Source organism: Gordonia marina (assembly GCF_052036135.1).
Classification (GTDB): domain Bacteria; phylum Actinomycetota; class Actinomycetes; order Mycobacteriales; family Mycobacteriaceae; genus Gordonia.
The window spans coordinates 1-19,083 of record NZ_JBPSDN010000028.1; the positions used below are offsets into that span (position 1 = coordinate 1).

Annotated in this window: 18 protein-coding genes, 1 pseudogene and 1 riboswitch; of the genes and pseudogenes, 9 read left to right on the forward strand and 10 right to left on the reverse strand. The window is 71.0% G+C overall.

Annotated elements, in window-relative coordinates; genetic code table 11:
- Window positions 1–210 precede the first annotated feature (210 nt).
- On the reverse strand, window positions 211–987 hold the full coding sequence (locus tag ACSEEN_RS15900; RefSeq protein ID WP_440713701.1) for an acyl-CoA dehydrogenase family protein: 777 nt from the start codon (window positions 985–987) through the stop codon (window positions 211–213).
- Window positions 988–1,021: 34 nt separating this feature from the next.
- Between ACSEEN_RS15900 and ACSEEN_RS15905 the strand changes: the two are divergent.
- Window positions 1,022–1,171 (forward strand): annotated as a pseudogene (locus ACSEEN_RS15905) (acyl-CoA dehydrogenase family protein); the annotation flags it as partial.
- 107 nt (window positions 1,172–1,278) lie between these two features.
- Here the strand turns inward: ACSEEN_RS15905 and ACSEEN_RS15910 are convergent.
- Genes ACSEEN_RS15910 through ACSEEN_RS15930 form a run of 5 tightly spaced genes read right to left on the reverse strand, consistent with a single transcriptional unit; the run spans window position 1,279 to window position 6,529 of the window.
- Window positions 1,279–1,716 carry a (deoxy)nucleoside triphosphate pyrophosphohydrolase gene (locus ACSEEN_RS15910; RefSeq protein ID WP_440713702.1) on the reverse strand — a complete coding sequence of 146 codons (438 nt, stop codon included), beginning with the start codon at window positions 1,714–1,716 and terminating at the stop codon, window positions 1,279–1,281.
- Window positions 1,713–2,819, reverse strand: coding sequence for a PLP-dependent cysteine synthase family protein (locus ACSEEN_RS15915; protein ID WP_440713703.1), 1,107 nt, complete (start codon window positions 2,817–2,819; stop codon window positions 1,713–1,715). The genes ACSEEN_RS15910 and ACSEEN_RS15915 overlap by 4 nt, the downstream gene beginning before the upstream one ends.
- Before the next feature lie 31 nt (window positions 2,820–2,850).
- The gene (locus ACSEEN_RS15920; RefSeq protein WP_440713704.1) at window positions 2,851–3,891 is read right to left on the reverse strand and encodes an ABC transporter ATP-binding protein; all 1,041 of its coding nucleotides are present in this window, start codon (window positions 3,889–3,891) and stop codon (window positions 2,851–2,853) included.
- Entirely contained in the window at window positions 3,888–5,528 is a 1,641-nt protein-coding gene (locus ACSEEN_RS15925; RefSeq protein ID WP_440713705.1) for an ABC transporter permease, read from the reverse strand. The genes ACSEEN_RS15920 and ACSEEN_RS15925 overlap by 4 nt, the downstream gene beginning before the upstream one ends.
- Window positions 5,504–6,529: a thiamine ABC transporter substrate-binding protein gene (locus ACSEEN_RS15930; RefSeq protein ID WP_440713706.1), complete on the reverse strand. Its 1,026-nt coding sequence runs from the start codon at window positions 6,527–6,529 to the stop codon at window positions 5,504–5,506. The genes ACSEEN_RS15925 and ACSEEN_RS15930 overlap by 25 nt, the downstream gene beginning before the upstream one ends.
- 199 nt (window positions 6,530–6,728) lie before the next feature.
- Between ACSEEN_RS15930 and ACSEEN_RS15935 the strand changes: the two genes are divergently transcribed.
- The 3 genes from ACSEEN_RS15935 (at window position 6,729) to ACSEEN_RS15945 (ending at window position 9,984) form a co-directional block, all read left to right on the forward strand.
- Complete coding sequence (locus tag ACSEEN_RS15935) at window positions 6,729–7,595, forward strand: Rv1157c family protein (RefSeq protein ID WP_298444768.1); 867 nt, start codon at window positions 6,729–6,731, stop codon at window positions 7,593–7,595.
- A 184-nt stretch (window positions 7,596–7,779) separates the two neighbouring features.
- A complete protein-coding gene (locus ACSEEN_RS15940; RefSeq protein ID WP_247864567.1) occupies window positions 7,780–8,766 on the forward strand; it encodes a hypothetical protein in 987 nt (328 codons plus the stop codon).
- Window positions 8,767–8,823: 57 nt separating this feature from the next.
- The gene (locus tag ACSEEN_RS15945) at window positions 8,824–9,984 is read left to right on the forward strand and encodes an alpha/beta hydrolase (RefSeq protein WP_247864568.1); all 1,161 of its coding nucleotides are present in this window, start codon (window positions 8,824–8,826) and stop codon (window positions 9,982–9,984) included.
- A 181-nt stretch (window positions 9,985–10,165) separates the two neighbouring features.
- Here ACSEEN_RS15945 and ACSEEN_RS15950 read toward each other — a convergent pair whose 3' ends face one another.
- Window positions 10,166–10,669 (reverse strand): hypothetical protein, encoded by a 504-nt coding sequence (locus ACSEEN_RS15950; RefSeq protein WP_298444765.1) that lies wholly within the window; start codon window positions 10,667–10,669, stop codon window positions 10,166–10,168.
- Window positions 10,670–10,746: 77 nt separating this feature from the next.
- Here ACSEEN_RS15950 and ACSEEN_RS15955 point away from each other — a divergent pair, with 77 nt between their 5' ends.
- Entirely contained in the window at window positions 10,747–11,307 is a 561-nt protein-coding gene (locus ACSEEN_RS15955) for an HhH-GPD-type base excision DNA repair protein (RefSeq protein WP_247864571.1), read from the forward strand.
- 21 nt (window positions 11,308–11,328) lie between these two features.
- A complete protein-coding gene (locus tag ACSEEN_RS15960) occupies window positions 11,329–12,360 on the forward strand; it encodes a hypothetical protein (RefSeq protein WP_298444762.1) in 1,032 nt (343 codons plus the stop codon).
- A 304-nt stretch (window positions 12,361–12,664) separates the two neighbouring features.
- Here ACSEEN_RS15960 and ACSEEN_RS15965 read toward each other — a convergent pair whose 3' ends face one another.
- Both ACSEEN_RS15965 and ACSEEN_RS15970 read right to left on the reverse strand, forming a co-directional pair.
- The gene (locus tag ACSEEN_RS15965) at window positions 12,665–14,035 is read right to left on the reverse strand and encodes an NAD-dependent succinate-semialdehyde dehydrogenase (protein WP_247864573.1); all 1,371 of its coding nucleotides are present in this window, start codon (window positions 14,033–14,035) and stop codon (window positions 12,665–12,667) included.
- A gap of 10 nt (window positions 14,036–14,045) precedes the next feature.
- Window positions 14,046–15,335, reverse strand: coding sequence for a WS/DGAT domain-containing protein (locus tag ACSEEN_RS15970; protein ID WP_440713707.1), 1,290 nt, complete (start codon window positions 15,333–15,335; stop codon window positions 14,046–14,048).
- A gap of 69 nt (window positions 15,336–15,404) precedes the next feature.
- Between ACSEEN_RS15970 and ACSEEN_RS15975 the strand changes: the two genes are divergently transcribed.
- A complete protein-coding gene (locus ACSEEN_RS15975; protein ID WP_440713708.1) occupies window positions 15,405–17,792 on the forward strand; it encodes an acetyl-CoA acetyltransferase in 2,388 nt (795 codons plus the stop codon).
- Between the two features lie 141 nt (window positions 17,793–17,933).
- Window positions 17,934–18,143, forward strand: a complete 210-nt coding sequence (locus ACSEEN_RS15980) for a CsbD family protein (RefSeq protein ID WP_298440641.1) — start codon at window positions 17,934–17,936, stop codon at window positions 18,141–18,143.
- Between the two features lie 67 nt (window positions 18,144–18,210).
- Here the strand turns inward: ACSEEN_RS15980 and ACSEEN_RS15985 are convergent, their stop codons facing one another.
- The gene (locus ACSEEN_RS15985; protein ID WP_247864576.1) at window positions 18,211–18,525 is read right to left on the reverse strand and encodes a DMT family transporter; all 315 of its coding nucleotides are present in this window, start codon (window positions 18,523–18,525) and stop codon (window positions 18,211–18,213) included.
- A 14-nt stretch (window positions 18,526–18,539) separates the two neighbouring features.
- Window positions 18,540–18,604: riboswitch (guanidine-III (ykkC-III) riboswitch) on the reverse strand.
- An 80-nt stretch (window positions 18,605–18,684) separates the two neighbouring features.
- Between ACSEEN_RS15985 and ACSEEN_RS15990 the strand changes: the two genes are divergently transcribed.
- Window positions 18,685–19,068, forward strand: a complete 384-nt coding sequence (locus tag ACSEEN_RS15990) for an Rv0313 family protein (protein ID WP_298440647.1) — start codon at window positions 18,685–18,687, stop codon at window positions 19,066–19,068.
- Window positions 19,069–19,083 lie beyond the last annotated feature (15 nt).

The following is a 19,083-nucleotide window of genomic DNA, read 5'->3' on the forward strand; positions in this document are numbered from 1 at the left end:
TCGGCGCCGTGCTCGCGCCACAGGCGCTCAGCACGGGCCTGGACGGCGGGATCGATCTTCTTGGGCATGATTGTCATCCTTCCTGATGGGACTCAGAAAGGAGCGGCATCAAACCTGGGGTGATTCACCCCGAGGAGGATGGCGATCCGGTCGATAGCAGATCAGCGGCGGAGCGGACCCAGCCGAGATTCAGCGAGCGCCGGGCACCGGTCAGCCGGTGAGCAGCGCCCATAGTTCCGCGCCACCGGCTTCGGCCGCGATACCGCCGACCAGGTCGTCCCACTGCGCCGTCGACCCGAATTCCGAACGCCAGGCCTGAGCCGCCAGCGTGTACCGGTGGAGGTCGTGCTCCGCGGTCGTACCGATCGCCCCGTGTATCTGATGAGCGATCCTGCTCACCGACGCGGCGGCATGATTCGCGCACGAGCGGGCGACGGCGACGGCGAATGGATCGGGCGATCCGTTCGCCGCCGAATCAACGGCGGCAACGGTCGCCGCGTTCGCCAACGCCGACTCCGCCGCGGCATCCGCAAGCATGGTGCGCACCGCTTGGAAACGGCCGATCGACCGTCCGAACTGCTGGCGGGTGGACGCATGGTCCACGCAGAGCCCGACCATCCGGTCCAGTGCGCCGCAGATCTGGATCGCCCGGATCAACCCGCCGCGGATAGCCAGCTCCTCCATCGCCTCGGCGTCCACCGGAGCGCCGGACAGCAGTTCCATGTCGAGGTCGACGTCATCGCGCGGTTCGCCCGCCAGATTCGTCTCCGGCCGGATACACACCGAGCCGGCACGCACATCATCGACCAGCCATTGCCCGCCTGATCTCCACGCGACGGTGAGCTGTTCGACATCCCTCGCCCACGGCACCCTACGTGCACAGCCCCGGCTGTCGAGCAGGCATACGGTACGGACCGAGTCATCGGCCGCCCGGCCGGCCTGCCGCAGCAACCAGCCCGCCAGCAGGTCGTTCGAGCTGTCGTTCACCGACGTGCGGGTGCCGGTGAACGATCTCCTCGGCGTCGACAAGTGTCTGCAACTGCACGGCGGCTACGGATACATGACCGAGTATCCGATCGCACGGCTCTACGCCGATGCCCGCGTGACCAGGATCTACGGCGGCACCAGCGAGGTCATGAAGTCGATCGTCGCCAAATCGACGGGCATGTGACGCCGGTCCCCCGCACCTCCCGGGCACTCACCGGCGTGCGACGTGGAGGTGTGGGGAAATCGGATCCGGGTGGCCGCCGGAGCCGGAGAGGAACGCGCGCCGGGCCGTCACGAAGGCCCGGCCGATTCCGGACCGTGTAGGACGTCGAACAGCTCTGGCAACCACGCGGTATCGGCCGGAACCATGTCGGCGCAGGCCGCCAGTTCCGCCAGCCCCGTCGCGTCCACCCATCGCAGGCTCCGGTGTTCGACGGGTCGCGGATCGCCCTCCACCAGGCGTGCCCAGAGGGCGACCAGAGTGAGGCCCGAACGCAAGACCACCCGTTCGACCAGCGGCTCGCCCGCCACCACGACGATGTCGAGTTCCTCGTCCAGTTCTCGCACAAGCGCTTCGGCGAGCGTCTCATCATCGTCGGCCTTCCCGCCGGGCAACTCCCACAGCCCCGCGAGGTCGGGCGGCGAGTCACGCTGGGCCATCAGCACTCGCCTCCCGCCATCGGGTGTCTCACGGATCACGGCACCGGCGACGACATAGCGCACGGTCATTCCAACTCACCGCCGGCGAAGAACCGTTCCAGCCGCGCCGCGTACGGCGCGGGGTCCAGACCCTCATCCGCCAGCCAGTCCGCGGAATAGTACTTGTCCACATAACGATCACCGGAATCACAAAGAAGAGCAACCACACTCCCCGTACGACCCGCATCCCGCAACTCACCGACAATCCGGTACGCCGCCCACAACCCCGTCCCCGTCGACGCACCAGCACGCCGACCCGTCACCGCCTCCAAATGAACGATCGCCGCCACAGCAGCAGCATCAGGCACCGACACCATCCGATCGACCACCGACGGCAAAAAACTCGGCTCCACCCGCTGACGACCGATCCCCTCAATCCGCGAACCGACCACCGTCCTCACACCAGAATCACCCTCACGCCAAGCCGGAAAGAACGCCGAATTCTCCGGATCCGCCACACACACCCCGGTCCGCCGCCCCGTATACGCCAAATACCGCGCAATAGTCGCCGACGTACCACCGGTACCCGCCGTCGCCACGATCCACTCCGGCTCCCGATACCGCTCCAACGCGAGCTGAGCGAAGATCGACTCAGCGATGTTGTTGTTCCCCCGCCAATCCGTCGCCCGCTCAGCGAAAGTGAACTGATCCATGTAATGCCCGCCCGTCTCCTCAGCAAGACGCTGAGCCACGTCATAGACCTCACTCGGATCAGCCACCAGATGACACCGGCCACCCTCCCGCTCGATCAACGCGATCTTCTGCCTGCTCGTACTCTCCGCCATCACCGCGATGAACGGCACCCCGATCAACCGCGCGAAGTACGCCTCCGATACCGCCGTCGAACCACTCGACGCCTCGATCACCGGCAAACCCTCCCGGATCCAGCCATTACACAACCCATAAAGGAACAACGACCGCGCCAACCGATGCTTCAGCGAACCGGTCGGATGCGTCGACTCATCCTTCAAATACAGATCGATCCCCCACTCCACGGGCAACGGCACCGCAACCAGGTGAGTATCGGCACTGCGATTGGCCTCGGCCTTGATCCGGGACACCGCCTCAGCCACCCAGACGCGGTGCCTGTGGTCGTAGCGGTTCAGGTCGACGGTCGTACACGGTTCAGACATGACACCATTGTCCCGCAGATCACCACGAACCTCATCGGCCGATCACCGCCACCTGGGCCGGATCCAGGACCAGCCGGACCCGATCGCCGACGCCCACCGGCGACGACGCCAGCGCGTCGACCTCGGACGTCGCGGTGCGCACCCGGAGCCGGATCCCGGACGGCAGCGCGGCGGCGTGGGTCACCGTGCCGGTCGCTTCCGGCACGCCGCCGTTCGGGGTGGGTTCGGCGCGCAGGGACTCGGGGCGCAGCGCCACCCGGCAGGGCCCGTCGCCGGCGAGGCCGTCGACTCCCGCGGCGGAGACGGAGCCGAACGGAGTGCGCAGTCGGCCGGCGGTGACGTCGGCGTCGAGCAGCAGGGTGGCGCCGAGGAAACCGGCGACCCAGTCGTCGGCGGGACGGCGCCACAGGCGGTCCGGCGGGGCCGTCTGGATGATGGCCCCGTCGTGCATCACCGACACCTCGTCGGCGATCAAGGCGGCCTCGGCCCGGTCGTGGGTGACGACGACGGCCGGGGTCCGCGCGGCCCGGACGATGTCGCCGATGGCGAAGGCCAGTTCCTCGCGGAGGCGGGCGTCGAGAGCGGCGAGCGGTTCGTCGAGCAGCAGCAGCCGCGGCCGCGGCGCGAGGGCCCGGGCCAGGGCGACCCGCTGCGCCTGCCCGCCGGAGAGGTCGGTGACACGCCGGTCACCCGCCCCGGGCAGTTGCACCAGCGCGAGCATCTCGTCGACCCGCTCGGCGATCCGGGCGCGCGGCCACTTGCGCAGCCGCAGTCCGTAGGCGATGTTCTGTGCCACCGTCCGGCCGGAGAACAGCTGCCCGTCCTGGAAGACGACACCGAAGTCGCGCCGGTGCACCGGGACGTGGCGCAGGTCGGCGCCGTCCCAGGTGAGGGTCCCCGCGGCCGGCGGCTCGAGTCCCGCGATGGCGCGCAGCAGCGTCGACTTGCCGCAGCCGGACGGCCCGAGCAGGGCGGTCACCAGGCGGTCGCCGCCGACCGTCCAGTCGAGGCCGTCGATCACGGTGGTGCGGCCGTAGCGGACGGTGATCCCGCGCAGTGCGAGGACACTCATCGGCGGGCCTGTCCCCGGCCCGCCGCCGGGGCGGCGAGCTCGACGAAGAAGATCACGACCGCACTCACGGCCACCAAGAGTACGGAGGCGGCCATCGCGGCGGCGAGGTTGTCGGCGCCGGGGCGGCCCATCAGCGAACCGATCATCACCGGCAGCGTGGTGGTGTCCGCGCGGGCCAGAAAGGTGGTCGCGCCGAACTCACCGATGGCCATGACGAACGCGAAACCGGCTGCGGCGCAGAGGGACCGGGCGATCATCGGCAGATCGACGGTGCAGAACACCCGGACCGGACCGGCACCGAGCACGGCCGCCGCGTCGCGGCGGCGCTGCGGGACCTCGGCCAGCGCCGGCACCAGGATGCCGATCACCACCGGGATCGCGATGAGCGCCTGCACTGCGGGGATCAGCAGCGGCGACATGCCCACCTCGCGAGGCAGATAGGTGGTCAGCACCACGTAGCCGAACCCCAGGGTGACGGCACTGACCCCGAGCGGCAAGATCGACAGTGCCGCACCGGCTTTCGCGACGACATCGCGCCGCCGGGTGATCGCGGCGGCGGCGATCAGCCCGACCGCCACGGCGATCACCGTCGCCCCCAGGGCACTGGTCACCGAGTACCGGACCGAGTCGGTGAGCGACTCGCCCGTCTCCTGACCCGCGAGCACCCGATAGCCGCCCAGCGACCAGACCCCGCCGGGCCGCAGCGACCGGACCACCAGCGACCCGATCGGCACCACCAGCCAGACCACCGCCCAGCCGACCACGGCCAGCACCGGAAGCCAGCCGAGCCCGTGCGGCCGGCGGCGCCGTCCGCCGCGGTCGCTGACCGCTGGGGTCCGCCGCCCGAGGAACCGGGCGAGGATCAGCGCGGTGACCACCAGCAGGATCTGCAGGAACGAGAGCGCCACCGCCTCCGGGATCCGGAAATAGCCGATCCCCTGCTGGTAGATCTCGGTCTCCAGCGTGCGGACCCGGCCGTCACCCAGGATCACGATCACCCCGAAGCTGGTGGAGCAGAACAGGAACACCAGCGCCGCGGCGGCAGCGACGGCGGGTGCCAGCCGCGGCAGCACCACGTCGCGCCAGGCCCGCGGACCGGATGCCCCCAGACTCCGGGCCGCGGCGATCGCGGCCGGGTCGATCTGCTGCCAGACCGGTGTCACGACGCGCACCACCACGGCGACGTTGAGGAACACATGCGCCAGCAGGATCGCCCGCAGTCCCGAGTCGACGCCGAGCCCGTCGAGCAGACCGGTGCCCAGCGCCCGGAAGGCGACGCCGACGACGACCGTCGGCAGCACGAACGGCAGGGTGACGATCACCCGCAGCAGCAGCGCACCGGGAAAGTCGACGGTCGACACCAGCCACACGACGGGTGCCGCGATCACGATGGCGGCCACCGCCGAGGCGGCGGCCTGGCCGATGGTGACACCGAGCAGCATCCACGCATCGGTGCGTCGCCAGGCCTCGATCGGGGAGACCGCGTCGGCGTCGTGCACGGCCCGGACCACCAGCGCGGCGAGCGGTGCGACGAAGAGCGCGCCGACGAAGATCAGCGGGATCAGTGTCCCGCCGGCCGCGGCCGCGCGGGCGGCCGCACCACGGGTACGACCTAACGCCGGGCGGTGGCGCGCCATTCCTTCAGCCACTGCTCACGGTTCTGGTCGATGTACTGCGGCGTCATGGTCACCGTGTACCGCGGTGCGGGCGCCCGCAGCCGCCAGTCCTGCGGCAGCGGGGTGTCCCGCTGCACCGGGTACACGTACATCGATGTCGGCAGGGCCGCCTGGACGGCCGGGCTGAGCATCCAGTCGATCACTTTCCGGGCGCCGTCCGGATTGGCGGCGCCGCGAAGCACTCCGACGTACTCCACCTGCGCGAAGCAACCGGACAGGATCGCGCTGGTCCCCGGCGTCGCCGCGGGCGAACTCGCATACGAGACGACGATCGGCTTGGTGCCGTGGCCCTCACCCGCGCTGAACAGCTGGTTGTACGCGATCTCCCAGCCGGAGACGATCTGCGCACCGTTGTCGACCAGCGCGCGCCAGTAGTCCGGCGCCTTGTCCTTGTAGGTGCCTATGGTCGCGAGCAGGAAACTCATCCCGGGCGACGACGTCGCCGGATCGAGCAGCACCGCCTGGTTGGCGTACTTCGGGTCCTTGAGATCGTCCAGGCTGGTCGGCGCCGGCACGCCCTCGCGGTCGTACCAGGCGTCGTCGACGTTGACGCAGACGTCGCCGCGGTCGACGGCCGTGAAGTCGTCCTTGCCCGTGCCGGTCAGCGCGTACTGGTCGGCGCCGCCGGTCGCACGCGGCGACACATACGACTCCATCGCGCCCGCCGCGATCGGCCGTGCCGCGAAGGTGTTGTCGATGCCGTAGACGACGTCACCCTTGGGCTTGCCCGCGGACAGCGAGATCACCGAGGAGAGCTGGCCCGCATCGCCCGATTTGACCAGCTTGAGGGTGAGGCCGGTGTCCTTCTGGAAGCCGTCGATCAGACTCTTCGGCAGCTCGAACGAGTCATGAGTGAGGAGCGTCACGGACTTGTCGCCGGAGTCCCCGGTGCACGCGGTGAGGCTGGTCAGCACCACGCAGCCGGCCAGGGCGGCCACCAGGCCGCGGGACAGGTTCTTCACAGGGTCTCCCGTGCTCGGTGCCACCACATCTTGTCGCCCAGCAATCTACCCAGCGCCGCCCCCGGCCGGAAGTGGCGGGTCCATCTCCGTCACATCAGCCGCATTTAATAACAATTTCATCATCAGTCACATCCGTTTCATAGAATCCGGGTTAGACTTGCGCCGCAGACGACTGTCCTTCGACCGTTAGGAATCCATCGTGCGCCTTGCACGTTCGCGCCGCACCCTGCTGGCCGCCGTTTCGCTGACCGCCGCGGTCGCCGTCGCCACCCCGGTCGCCCATGCCGAGCCGGCCGCACCGGCCGCCGGTCAGGAGCAGCTGCTGCCGATCCCGGACCTGGCGCACGCCCCCGAGGTGAACCAGCAGGTCCTCGACTCGCTCGGCGCGTTCGCCCCGGCCCTCATCGGCTCGGTCGCCACCCGCGACGTGAACGGCCAGGTGAACACCAAGCTGCTCGACGAGGCGCGCTCGCTCGCCGACAACCCGGCGCTGCCCACCGAGGTCGCCGACACCTGGCGGTCGCTGATCGACTTCCTCGGCGAGCCCGGCAAGGCGGAGGCCGCGAAGATCCACGCCGCCGAGGACGCCAAGGTTCCCGCGGCGAAGAAGAAGGACGACGCCCCGGACATCCCGACCGGCCCGAACAAGCCGCGGATCCAGCAGTTCCTCTACCCGACCATCGGTCTCGGCTGCATGCCGGGCGGCGGCAACTCCGTGGGCATGGCCCTGGTGACCGCCGGCCCGCAGGCCGCACCCGCCCCGGGCCCCAAGCGGGGCCAGGCCGGCGTGGTCTACACCAGCCTCGGCACGGGTCCGGCCCTGAAGAACTCGGCCGCACCGCTGATGATCAGCTGGCTGAACCTGGACACCGGCCGCAGCGGCCAGCAGCGGTTGCTGCCGAACCCGAAGATCAACGCACAGAAGGGCCCCGGCACCTTCACCGCCATCATCAAGACCGGCCGCGGCCGCATCGTCTCCACCATCTCGGGCACGGTGACCACGAAGACCAAGGGCAAGCGCATCGGCTGCGGCATCGCGCCGACGATCGGCATCGCCGTCATCTGACGCCCCACACGACCACGACTCCCGCCCCGGCACGCACCCTGTGCGTCCCGGGGCGTTGTCGTCTCCGCACCGTCGCGAACAGGTCACGGGACGGACTCGGCGACTTGCATTCAAGTCACAAGACTGTTGTTCTTTAACTCTAGAAACTTTAGTAACACTGCTAACAGTCTGTCAGGAGTCAGTCGTGGCCGCTCGTCACCGTCTTGCCGTTCGTTCCGGGCTCATCGCCTGCGCCGCCGCCGTCGGTGCCGCCCTCGCCGTGCCCGCGACGACGCATGCCGAGCCGTCACTGCCTATCCCCGGCGCCACCGGGCTGGACTCGCTGTCGCTGAGCACCATCCCGCTCGACTCCGAGCTCGCCCAGGCGCTGCGCAATCTCAAGGAGAGCGGGGCGGACCAGCAGGCGATCGAGGCGCTCAAGGCCATCCTCAGCGCCGAGGGCAGCCCGGATCTGAGCACGCTGATGCCCGGCGGCGGCACCACTCCCCCGGCCGGTACCCCGACTCCGACCGTCCCGGCGCCGACGACGCCCGCCGAGCCCGCTCCGGTCGCCCCCGCCCCCGCCGCGGCGCACCCGGCCGACGATCCGCTGACCACCGCCGCCACCGGCCTGGAGGTCTTCGAGAAGCTGACCGGCGCCAAGGTGCTCACTCCGGCCTTCGCGCCGTTCTGCGCGACTCCCACCAGCGACAACCCGCTCGGTCTGGTCACCGCCCCGGCCGTCGGCGTGCCCGGCCCGTTCCCCAAGATCATCCCGGGCGAGAGCGTGCAGCAGACCCTGAGCGGCTTCCTCACCGGCCTTGGTCTGGGCACCCTGGCCGACATCCTGGACAAGAACCAGGACCTCACGCAGATCACCGAGGCCCTGAATCAGGACCAGACCGCCTACGCCCTGGTCCCGCCGGCCGGGCACACCGGTGACCGTTTCCAGGTGGCCTGGTTCAACACCGCGACCATGAAGGGCGGCCTGGCCGATCTGAAGCCGATCGACCAGATCACCCAGTCGGAGGCGCTGAAGGCCCTGGTCGGCAAGAACAGCCCGGTGCGCCTGGCGCGCGTCGACACCGGCCAGGGTTCCATCCTGACCGCCGTGTTTGGCACCACCACCAACGCCGGCCGCACCTGCTACTTCCTGCCGGCCGTCGGCATCGTCGACACTCCGGCGACGTAGCCGGCACCCCCGCAGTCCACAGCTCCCCCAGCCGCACAGCGAACAGAGAAGAAGCCCATGACGTCCCGGCATTCCCGTCTGCGCACCACCCTCGTGACGGCCGCCGTCGCGGCCGCTCTCGCGGCCGGCGGTCTCACCGCCGCCCGCGTGGTCGCCGATCCGCAGGTGACCGCGCCGGCCGCCTCGCCCACCGGGCAGACGGCCGGAGCGATCTACGCCAACCAGCCGATCCCGGCCGCCAACCTGCCCGCGGCGGCCGCCTCCGGCCAGCGCTACACGTACTGGACCAACGGGCTCGACGAGCAGCTGCACCTGGCCATCGCCACGATCCTCGAACCGCAGGGCAAGGCGCCCGCCGGCGGCTGGCCGGTGATCGTCAACGCGCCGGCCGGCAACGGCGTCGCCGATACCTGCGCGGCGTCCGCCGATCCGGCCGCCGCCGACCGCGACGCGGTGAACCGGCTGCTCCGCGCCGGCTACGCGGTGCTCACCCCGGACTACGGCTCGATCGGCCAGAACGCGTCGCCGCAGTACGTCGATCATGCGGTGACCGCCCGCAATCTGGTCGATGCGATGCTCGCCGGCGTGGTGGTGGACGGCTCGGTGTCGCCGCGCTGGGCCGTGGTCGGCGACGCCCAGGGCGCCGGCGCCGCGATCACGCTGGCCCGCAAGGCCACCGACTGGCAGGGCCGGAACCTCGACTTCCGGGGCGCCGCCGCGACGAGCATCCCAGCGGGCCTCGACGAGTTGGTCGCCGGCCTGCGTCCGGACTCACCGGCCGTCGCCGACTCGGTGACCGCCGACGTGGTCTACGCGCTCGCTTCCCTGCCCGCCGACAACGTGCAGCCGCTGCTGTCGGCCACCGGCCAGCGATTGGTCACCAAGGCGAAGACGACGTGCGCGCCCGACCTGCGCACCGCGGTGCACGGCATCGCACTGGGCGACCTGGTCACCAAGGCTCTCTCGTCGAGCCCGAAGGTCACCGCGGCGGTACGGCGCTCCCTGGCTCTGCCGTCGAGCGGCTACGACCGCCCGCTGCTGCTCAGCCAGACTCTCCAGGACGACTCCGTGCTCCTGCCGGATGCCCTCCGCTTCCTGGCCGACGCGCAGCTCGCGAGCAACAAGGTGCGCGCCACCAGCTACATGACCGGTGACCAGAAAGACGGGGAACGCCAGGAGCAGGCGGCCGTCAGCGACTTCTTGGGAACGCTGTTCTAGTCGTCCCCCGACACCGGTGAGCGTGGCAGCGTCCGCGTGTGGAAGCAGCGCTCGCGAACGCTGCTTCCGCGCCGACTCGCTGCTACGCGCCCGAATGCGAGCCACGAGATCCGCGACAGGTCACGGCCGGCCGGTCGCGCGAACCCGACGCGCGATCACGCACGACCGCTGACGGCGGGAATCAGACGCTGCGGGCCGAGCCGCGGCACGTGGAGTACTGCGGGTTCACCATCGGGACGAAGGCCATCGCGCCGATCTTCTGGGTGATCGTGAACGACACGTTGCCGCGCCCCGGGTGCAGCACGGCCTGCCAGGTGACCCGGTTCGAGCGGGTCGGCACCCGCACCACGCCGCGCTTGCCCGTGGTGGTGTTGCGCCAGCGCACCGTCGTCTCGGTGGTGTACGTGGTCAGATTCGGCAGGATCGACGGACGCGGGAAGTCGCTGGCGATCAGCTCGATGGCCGGGGCCGGAAGCCCGTCCGACGGGAACGCGACGTGGTTGTACACATCGACCTGGATGCGCAGCGGCGGCCCCGGGAACGGGTCCGCGCTGGGGCAGTGCAGCGTCTTGACGTAGTGGCGCAGTTCGGGATCGGCATGCGCCTGACCGGCGGACACTCCCCCGCCGACGGCCACGGCGGCGAGGGCGAGAGCGGACAGGGCGCGGATCTTCTGCGGGCGCATGTCTAGTGAGTCTGCCAAACACGCGGCACCCGGCGGAACCGATTGGCGCCGACGCGTGTCGGCCTACGATGAACCCCATGGCCGATCTGCACCTCACGATGGACCCCGTCGCCGACCAGCTGATCTCCCGCGATCCGTTCGCGCTGCTGATCGGCGGGCTACTTGACCAGCAGTTTCCCATGGAACGGGCGTTCGCCGGGCCGGTGAAGATCCTCGATCGTTTCGGCTCCCTCGATCCCGCCGCCATCGCCGGCGCCGACCCCGAGTCGTTCGCCGAACTCTGCGCCACGCCCCCGGCGATTCACCGGTACGGCCGCTCCATGGCCGCGCGGATCCAGCAACTCGCGCACGTGATCGTCGACCAGTACGACGGCGATGCCGCCCTGGTATGGACCGGTGCCACCAGCGGCCGTGACCTCGCCCGGCGCCTGGAGGGCCTGCCCGGCTACGGCAAGGCCAAGGTCAAGATGTTCGTCGCCCTGCTCGGCAAACAACTCGGCGTCACCCCGCCCGGCTGGGAGGAGATCGCCGGGGACTTCGCCCAGGACGGATACCGGTCGATCGCCGACGTCGTCGACCCCGAGTCCCTGCTGAAGGTGCGCGAGTACAAGAAGATGAAGAAGGCACAGGCGAAGTAGCACCGGGTAGGATCCCGCGGCATGAGTACTTCCTCGTTGGGCCCCGCGGACGCCGTCAAGCTGCCGATTCGTCTCGGCTTCGCGGCCGCGGGCATCGCGCTCGGCACGGTCGAATCGGCGATCAACGTCGCCCGGATCGCGGTCTCCGGCGTAGAGAGCGAGGTCAACGCCGCCCTCGGCATCTCCGGTGGCAGCGAGGTCGCCGCGCTCGGGGCGCCCATGCAGATCCTGGCACAGGTCGCGGGTCTGCTCGGCCCGGACCGGCCGGTCGGACGCCTGCTCGCGCCGGGCGGTCCCCTCGACCGGCTGAGCCGGCGCGACGGCGTGATCGATCGCCTCACCGCCCCGGACGGCCTGCTGGAGAAGCTGACCGCCAAGGGCGGACTGCTCGACATGATGACCGACGAGAACGGCGCGCTGATGCGCATCGCCGCGAAGGACGGCCCGATCGACCGGCTCACCCGGTCCGGCGGCGTCATCGACCAGTTCACCGAGGAGGACGGCATCCTCGATCGCCTGTCCAAGCCGGGCGGCGCCATCGATCTGCTCACCGACGAGAACGGCGCGCTGATGCGCGTCGCCGCCAAGGACGGCCCGCTCGACCGGCTCACCCGGCCGGGCGGCGTGATCGACCAGATCACCGCCAACGAGGGCATGCTGGAACGGCTCACCACCCGGGGCGGCGTGGTCGACAAGCTCACCGCCCCCGACGGCGTGCTGGAGAAGCTGGCCCAGCCGGGCGGCGTGCTCGATCGCGCGGCGAGCGACGACGGCCTCCTGGACCAGCTGGTCGGCGAGGGCGGCGCGCTGGAACAGCTCATCGCCCCCGGCGGTCCGCTCGACAAGTTCGCCGAACTGTCCGACACGCTGTCCGCACTCCCGCCGAACCTCGCCGAGATGCAGGAGACGGTCGATCACCTCAACGAGGTGGTCGAGCTGCTCAACCGCTCGGTGGCACCCATCGGCAGCCTCGCCGATCGGCTGCCCAAGCGACTCACCCGCGGCGCGCCCCGTCAGGTGTCCGCGGCGAACGTCGACAACTACCTGGATTAGCGGGCTCAGCCCGGCTCAGCCCGGCTCAGCCGGCGGGGCGGTCACGATGGTGGTCGGCCCCGGTCCGGGGTCGGCTGCGACTCGCGCCGGGTTCTGAGCCGGCGCGGCCGAGAGCGCGACAACGCGGCGCCGAAGGGCGCCCCTGCGGGGCCCGGCACGGCTCAACCGGCGGAAGAGGACTCAGCGCGGCTCTCGGGCGGTGGCGCGGGATCGACGCGGCTCGGGCAGCGCTGTGACGCGGACTCCCCCGCCGGCCGGGTGGGCTTCGACAGGCTCAGTCGGCGGGGGCCCAGCGGGACGCCGGTTACTTCGCGACGCGGCGCAGGCGGAGGTTGGCGAACTCGCCCAGCCCCCACGGTCCGAGTTCGCGGCCGTAGCCGGATGCCTTGACACCGCCGAACGGCAGGCCGGGCAGCGAGGTGCCGTGCTCGTTGACCATCGCCATACCGACGTCCAGGCGGTCGGCGACCGCGCTCGCCCGCTCCACGTCGGTGCTCCACACCGAGCCGGACAGGCCGTAGTCCACATCGTTGGCGAGGTCGACCGCCTGGTCGTCGTCGCTGACCGAGAAGACCATCGCGACCGGCCCGAAGACCTCCTCGCGGTAGGCGTTCATCTCCGGGGTGACGCCGGTGAGCACCGCCGGTGCCATGAACGCACCGGGACGATCGAGCGCCTGGCCGCCCGTGTGCAGGGTCGCGCCCTGGGCGACGGCCTCGGCGACCTGCTGCACCACGGTGTCGCGCGCGGCGACCGACGAGAGTGGGCCGACGCGAGTGGCCGGATCGGTGGGGTCACCGACGGTCATCGACGAGACCGTCTCGGTGAGCGCCGCGACGAAGTCGTCGTACAGGTCCTCGTGGACGATGAACCGCTTGGGCGAGTTACACGCCTGGCCGCAGTTCATCATGCGGCCGGCAGCCGCCCCCGCGGCGGTGGCCGAGACGTCCGGGGTGTCGAGCAGGATGAACGCGTCGCTGCCGCCGAGTTCCAGCACCGACTTCTTCAGGTGCTGCGCCGCGGTCTGCGCGACGGCCGCGCCGGCCCGCCCGCTGCCGGTGAGCGAGACGCCCTGGATACGCTTGTCGGCGATCATCGTCGCCGCTTGCTCATTGGAGGCGTAGACGTTGATGTACGCATCCTTCGGCACGCCGGCGTCGTGCGCGATCTGCTCCATCAGCGCCGACGAAGCCGCGCAGATCGGCGCGTGCTTGAGCACGATCGTGTTGCCCAGCAACAGGTTCGGGGCCGCGAAGCGGGCGACCTGGTAGTACGGGAAGTTCCACGGCATGATTCCGAGCAGCGGGCCGACGGGCTCGCGCGTGACGGTCGACGACGCCGCACCCTGCGGGTCGAGTTCCTCGGTCTCCAGCAGCGCCGGGCCGTGCTCGGCATACCAGTCGTAGATCATCGCGGTGAGCGCGAGTTCGCCCATCCCCTGGTTGATCGGCTTGCCCATCTCGGTGGCGATGACGCCGGCCAGTTCCTGGGCGCGGTCGCGGTAGATCTGCGCGGTGGCCCGCAGCATCCGGACCCGGTCGTCGATCGGAGTGGTCTTCCACTCCCGATATGCCGCGGCCGAGCGGGCGAGGACGTCTTCGACCTCGGCATCGCTCATGGTCGGGAAGGTGCGTTCGATGGTTCCGGTGGCGGGATTCTCGGTGACATAGGTCATAGCAGCGACACTACGCAGAAATCGCCGTACGGACGAGTCCGATGAGCCGATCGGCGTCCTCGACGACGTCGGGCGAGGTGGTGAACGACAGCGTCACCGCGTCACCGATCCCGTGCACCCCGACGGTGAGCGCGTGGGCGGCCGACAGCGCCGGGAAACCGGCCGTGAAGAGGACGGTGCCGCCGCCCAGCGTCAGGTCGGCCGGACCGCGGTGGACCGACGACACCACCGTCGCACCGGCGACCCGTTCGGGAGCCGGTGCCGCCGCGGTCAGACGGGCGGCGAGCGCGCGCAAGACCGGCGGCGCGAGGTCGTCGGCCCACCGCCCGGCCCGCCGGGCGGGTTCACGATCGCGGCTCCGGGCGGCGGCGATCTCCCCGGCGATCGCCTCGGCGCGGCGGCCCCGGTCGGCGATGTGCGGTTGCAGACCGATGGTGACGTTGTGGAAGTCGTTGCGCGCGTGCGACTTTCGCTTGCCGGAACCGCGCCCGACGGTCAGCTCCACCGCCAGACCTGGATCGGCGGTGCCGAGGTAGGCCGGGAGCACGTCGGCGAGGAGGGCCAGCACGGAAGTGGTGACCGACGCACCGTCCCGGGTCAGTCGTGCCGCATCGACGACGACCATGTCGATCCGCCGGCCGGGGCCGGGGACGCGGTTCAGGGCGGTGGCGGCCATCGCGGGCGCGCCGTCGCCGCCGCGGCCGGTCAGGCCCCAGGCCACGAGACCGGTCGCGAGCGCCGCGGTCAGTCGCGGAGGAACGGCGGCCGCGCCGGTCAGCATCGACAACGATCCGGGTGCGCGCGGGGAGGGCCGCGGGGCCGCCGGTGGCGGTCCGCCGCCGAGCAGCGCCCGGGCCAGCGCGGCCGCGCCCCGGCCGTCGGCGAGCACGTGGGAGACCTGCAACACCAGCACCCAGACCGGCCCCGCCGCCCGCGGAGCTCCGGTCACCGGGCCGTACAGGTGAACCCGCCACATGCTCGCGGTCGCGTCCAGCGGATCGGTCAGCAGAAGGGCCACCGCCGCACGGACCGCCGCCCAGGTGCGCGGACCGTCGTCGAAGCGGATCTGCGCGGGCCCGATCGAGGCGACGCCCCACCGGGGAGCGGCGAGGTCGTGCGGCGCGGGAGCCACCCGGCGGTGCAGCGCGTCGAAGGAGGCCGCCCGGGTGCGAAGCTCGGATTCGATCGACGTGGGAGTCGTATCCGGCTGCGCGGCAAAGCAATAGAGCAAGTACTGGTCCGTCGCGGCCTGCCTCGACCGCCAGAACATCGCCGCGTCGGCGGGCGCGAGGGAACTCATCAGACCCCCCGATTCCAGTACCTTACGGCGCGGTAAGGTGCCCGGTAATCACGACGACGAGGAGCCCACATGTCGACAGCGGCCGGTCTGATCCACGGGGTCGATCCCTCCACACCGGTGATCGTAGGCGTCGGGCAGGCCGCCGAACGCCTGGACGACGCCGACTACGCCGCCCTCGGCGAAGCGGATCTGGCCGCCCGCGCCGTGTCGGCGTCGTTCGCGGACACCGGAGCGCCGGCCGCCGTGGCGGCCGGGGTGGACGTGGTCGCCGCCGTCCGGTCGTTCGAGAAGTCCAGTCCCGCTTCACATTCACCGTTCGGGCGGCCGGACAACATGCCGCGCGCCGTGGCCGCGCGGACCGGGATGGATCCGGCGCGCGCGATCGAGGAGGTGACCGGCGGCCAGAGTCCGCAGCACCTGGTGAACGAGTTCGGCGCCGAGATCGCCGCGGGCCGCGCCGAGACCGTCGTCCTGCTCGGCGCCGAAGTGATGTCGACGGTGCGCCACGCGCTCACCTCGACCGGGGCCCACCCGGACTACACCGAGAACGTCGGCGGGCAGCTGGAGGACCGCGGCTTCGGCATCGCCGGGATGATCTCGGTGGACGAGGTGAAGCACGGTCTGGTGCAGCCGACTCCGCAGTACGCGCTGCTGGAGAACGCGCGGCGCCACGCCCGCGGCGAGTCGCGGGAGGAGTACGCCCGCGGCATGGGGCAGCTGTTCGCCCCGCTCACCGACGTCGCGGCCCGCAACCCGTTCGCCGCCGCGCCGCGGGCGATGACCCCCGCCGAGCTGACCACGCCCGGCGACGACAACCGGGTGGTCGCCGTCCCCTACACGCGGCGCCTGATCGCCCGCGACCACGTGAATCAGGCGGCCGCCGTGGTCCTGATGTCCGTGCGCGCCGCCACCGCGGCCGGCGTCGATCCGGCGAAGTGGGTGTTCCTCCACGGGCACGCCGACGCCGTCGAACTGCCCCTCATGGCGCGGCCCGATCTGGCGCAGGCGCCGGCCTCGGTGGCGGCCGTCCGGGCGGCCCTGGACATGGCGGGCGCCGATGCCGACGACCTCGCCGCGTTCGACCTGTACAGCTGTTTCCCGATCGCGGTGTCCGTCGTCGCCGATGCCCTCGGTCTGGCCGCCGACGATCCGCGCGGACTGTCCGCGACCGGTGGACTCCCTTACTTCGGCGGGCCGGGCAACAACTACTCGATGCACGGCATCGCCGAGATCGTCGCCCGGGTGCGTCGCGAGCCGGGCACGCTGGGACTGGTGACCGCGAACGGCGGCATGCTGAGCAAGCTGTCAGCGGGCATCTATTCCACCACCCCGGCACCGTGGCGCCCGCCGACCTCGCCGCAGTTGCAAGCCGAGCTGGACCGCGCCGAGCGAGTCCCGTTGTGCCGCTTCCCCGACGGGCCGGCCGTCATCGAGTCGTACACGGTCCTGGACCCGGGGACCGACCGCGTCTCCGGGCTGGTGATCGGCCGCACCAGCGACGGAGCTCGTTTCCTCGCCGCCGCCGAACCCGGCGACCCCGCGCTCTTCGAGCGTCTGCTCGGCGCCGACGATCCGATCGGCACCACGGTATGGGCGCGCTCCACCCCGGCTCGCAACTTCGTGACCGTCGATGAGGCCACCATGGACCGGCTGCGTCCGCGCCGCACCGTCGGCTTCGCGGACGAGTACGACGATCTCGTCGTTCGCCGCGACGGACACCTCCTCGAGGTCACGATCAACCGTCCCGAGTCACGAAACGCGCTGAGCGCCAGGACGAACGACGAACTGGATGCGGTCTTCGACGCCTACTTCGCCGACCCCGATCTGTGGGTGGCGATCCTCACCGGCGCCGGCGACAAGGCGTTCTCATCCGGCAACGACCTCGCCGCGAGCGCCGGGACCGGCGGTCTGGCGACCCCGGCCAACGGCTTCGGCGGTCTCACCTCGCGGCGTCGCAAGCCCAAGCCGATCATCGCCGCCGTCAACGGTTACGCGCTCGGCGGCGGACTGGAAGTCGCGCTGGCCTGCCACGTGATCGTCGCCGACGAGGCGGCGTCGTTCGGGCTGCCCGAGGTGAAGGTCGGGCTGGTCGCCGCGGCCGGGGGCCTGGTCCGGCTGCCGCGGGTGATCCCGCCCGCCGTGGCCCGCGACATGATCCTCACCGGACGGAAACTCTCCGCGGAGCAGGCCCTCGACTACGGGCTGGTGTCCCGGATCGCGCCGCGCGGCGGGGTGCTCGACGTCGCCCGCGCGGTGGCCGCCGAGATCCTGGCCGCCTCCCCCACGTCGGTGCAGGCGTCGATCGCGGTGATGACCGACGCCGACGCGAACGCCGACACCGTCGGCGCGGTGACCGACAGCCTGTCGATCCTGGACCGGGTACTGGTCAGTTCCGACACCCGCGAAGGGATCACGGCCTTCCTGCAGAAGCGCGAACCGCGCTGGACGGGACGCTGACCTGCGTCGCTGCGGGCCCGCCGGCATCTCGGTAGCGTCGAAGTCGCCGCCTCACACGGCGGCGTCGGCCCGGTCCGGACCGCTGCGGGCGGGAGATTCCGTGTCACCGGGCCGAGACGTGACTCGACACAAGGAGAACCGATGGGAATCGCCGACGACGCGAAGAACAAGGCCGAGGATCTGAAGGGTCGTGCCAAGGAGGCCGCCGGAGCGGCGACCAATGACGAAGACCTGAAGAACGAAGGCAAGGCCGATCAGGGCACGGCCGCCGCGAAGGAGAAGGTGACCGAGGTCGCCGACAAGATCAAGGAAGGCGTCGACTCGCTGAAGGACAAGCTCACCGGCCACTGATCCGCCCACCGCACGATCCGCCGACGGCGGCCCGGAGATCCGGGCCGCCGTCGGCCTGTCCGGAACGTCAGCTCGCGAGTTTGAGCCCGATGACACCGCCCACGATCGCCAGAATGCAGAGGATTCGCACCAGGCTCACCGTCTCGGCGCCGGTGACCATGGCGATCACCACGGTCAGCATGGCGCCGATGCCGACCCAGACGGCATACGCGGTCCCGGTGGGCAGGTCACGCATCGCGTAGGCCAGACCGGCCATCGAGGCGATGAGGGCCACCACGAAGACCACCGAGGGAACCAATCGGCTGAGGCCGGCCGAGCGGCCGAGCGCGGTGGCCCAGACCGATTCCAGCACTCCCGAGACGATCAGCACGATCCACGACATGACACCCGCTCCTTGCTCCACCGTCTTGTCGCGGTCCGGGTACGGCGGGCTCGTCCGGGCGTCGGAATACCGACGTGTGCGCCGATTCGGTCGCCGCACTCGCACCGAGAATACCGGTACCGTGGCGGGCAGACCCAGCTCGACCGTCCAGGAGGTCTCATGACCGGCAATGATCCCTTCGGGCCCGGCGACGACGACGTCGACCGCTTCATGCGGGAGATGGGCGACGGCCTGAAAGACCTCGTCGGGAAGTTCCTGGCCGGCCAGGGCGGCCAGCTGGCGTGGTCGACGTTCACCGAGGCCGCCCGCCGGCCGTCGCCCGCCGCCTCCGCGAACGTCCCGGAGCCCGCGGTCCCGGTGGACAGCGCACCGGCCGGCGGCGTGTGGGCCGTCGTGTCGTCCGGTGACGACGGCACCCGGGTGGAGCAGGTGTTCGCCACCGAGCTGGAGGCGCTCCGCGCGCACCAGCACAACACCGACCCCGGACGCCGCGTCCGGTTCCTCCCCTTCGGGATTCCGGTCGACGCGCTCGACGGCGAGTAGCCGGGTCGCGGCGCC

What these genes read in the sequence shown, in the direction of transcription:
- ACSEEN_RS15910 (WP_440713702.1), bottom strand. Translation starts at nt 1,716, where the DNA reads ATGACCGTGCGCTATGTCGTCGCCGGTGCCGTGATCCGTGAGACACCC.
- ACSEEN_RS15915 (WP_440713703.1), bottom strand. Translation starts at nt 2,819, where the DNA reads ATGTCTGAACCGTGTACGACCGTCGACCTGAACCGCTACGACCACAGG.
- ACSEEN_RS15920 (WP_440713704.1), bottom strand. Translation starts at nt 3,891, where the DNA reads ATGAGTGTCCTCGCACTGCGCGGGATCACCGTCCGCTACGGCCGCACC.
- ACSEEN_RS15925 (WP_440713705.1), bottom strand. Translation starts at nt 5,528, where the DNA reads ATGGCGCGCCACCGCCCGGCGTTAGGTCGTACCCGTGGTGCGGCCGCC.
- ACSEEN_RS15945 (WP_247864568.1), top strand. Translation starts at nt 8,824, where the DNA reads ATGACGTCCCGGCATTCCCGTCTGCGCACCACCCTCGTGACGGCCGCC.
- ACSEEN_RS15950 (WP_298444765.1), bottom strand. Translation starts at nt 10,669, where the DNA reads ATGCGCCCGCAGAAGATCCGCGCCCTGTCCGCTCTCGCCCTCGCCGCC.
- ACSEEN_RS15955 (WP_247864571.1), top strand. Translation starts at nt 10,747, where the DNA reads ATGGCCGATCTGCACCTCACGATGGACCCCGTCGCCGACCAGCTGATC.
- ACSEEN_RS15960 (WP_298444762.1), top strand. Translation starts at nt 11,329, where the DNA reads ATGAGTACTTCCTCGTTGGGCCCCGCGGACGCCGTCAAGCTGCCGATT.
- ACSEEN_RS15965 (WP_247864573.1), bottom strand. Translation starts at nt 14,035, where the DNA reads ATGACCTATGTCACCGAGAATCCCGCCACCGGAACCATCGAACGCACC.
- ACSEEN_RS15970 (WP_440713707.1), bottom strand. Translation starts at nt 15,335, where the DNA reads ATGAGTTCCCTCGCGCCCGCCGACGCGGCGATGTTCTGGCGGTCGAGG.
- ACSEEN_RS15975 (WP_440713708.1), top strand. Translation starts at nt 15,405, where the DNA reads ATGTCGACAGCGGCCGGTCTGATCCACGGGGTCGATCCCTCCACACCG.
- ACSEEN_RS15980 (WP_298440641.1), top strand. Translation starts at nt 17,934, where the DNA reads ATGGGAATCGCCGACGACGCGAAGAACAAGGCCGAGGATCTGAAGGGT.
- ACSEEN_RS15985 (WP_247864576.1), bottom strand. Translation starts at nt 18,525, where the DNA reads ATGTCGTGGATCGTGCTGATCGTCTCGGGAGTGCTGGAATCGGTCTGG.
- ACSEEN_RS15990 (WP_298440647.1), top strand. Translation starts at nt 18,685, where the DNA reads ATGACCGGCAATGATCCCTTCGGGCCCGGCGACGACGACGTCGACCGC.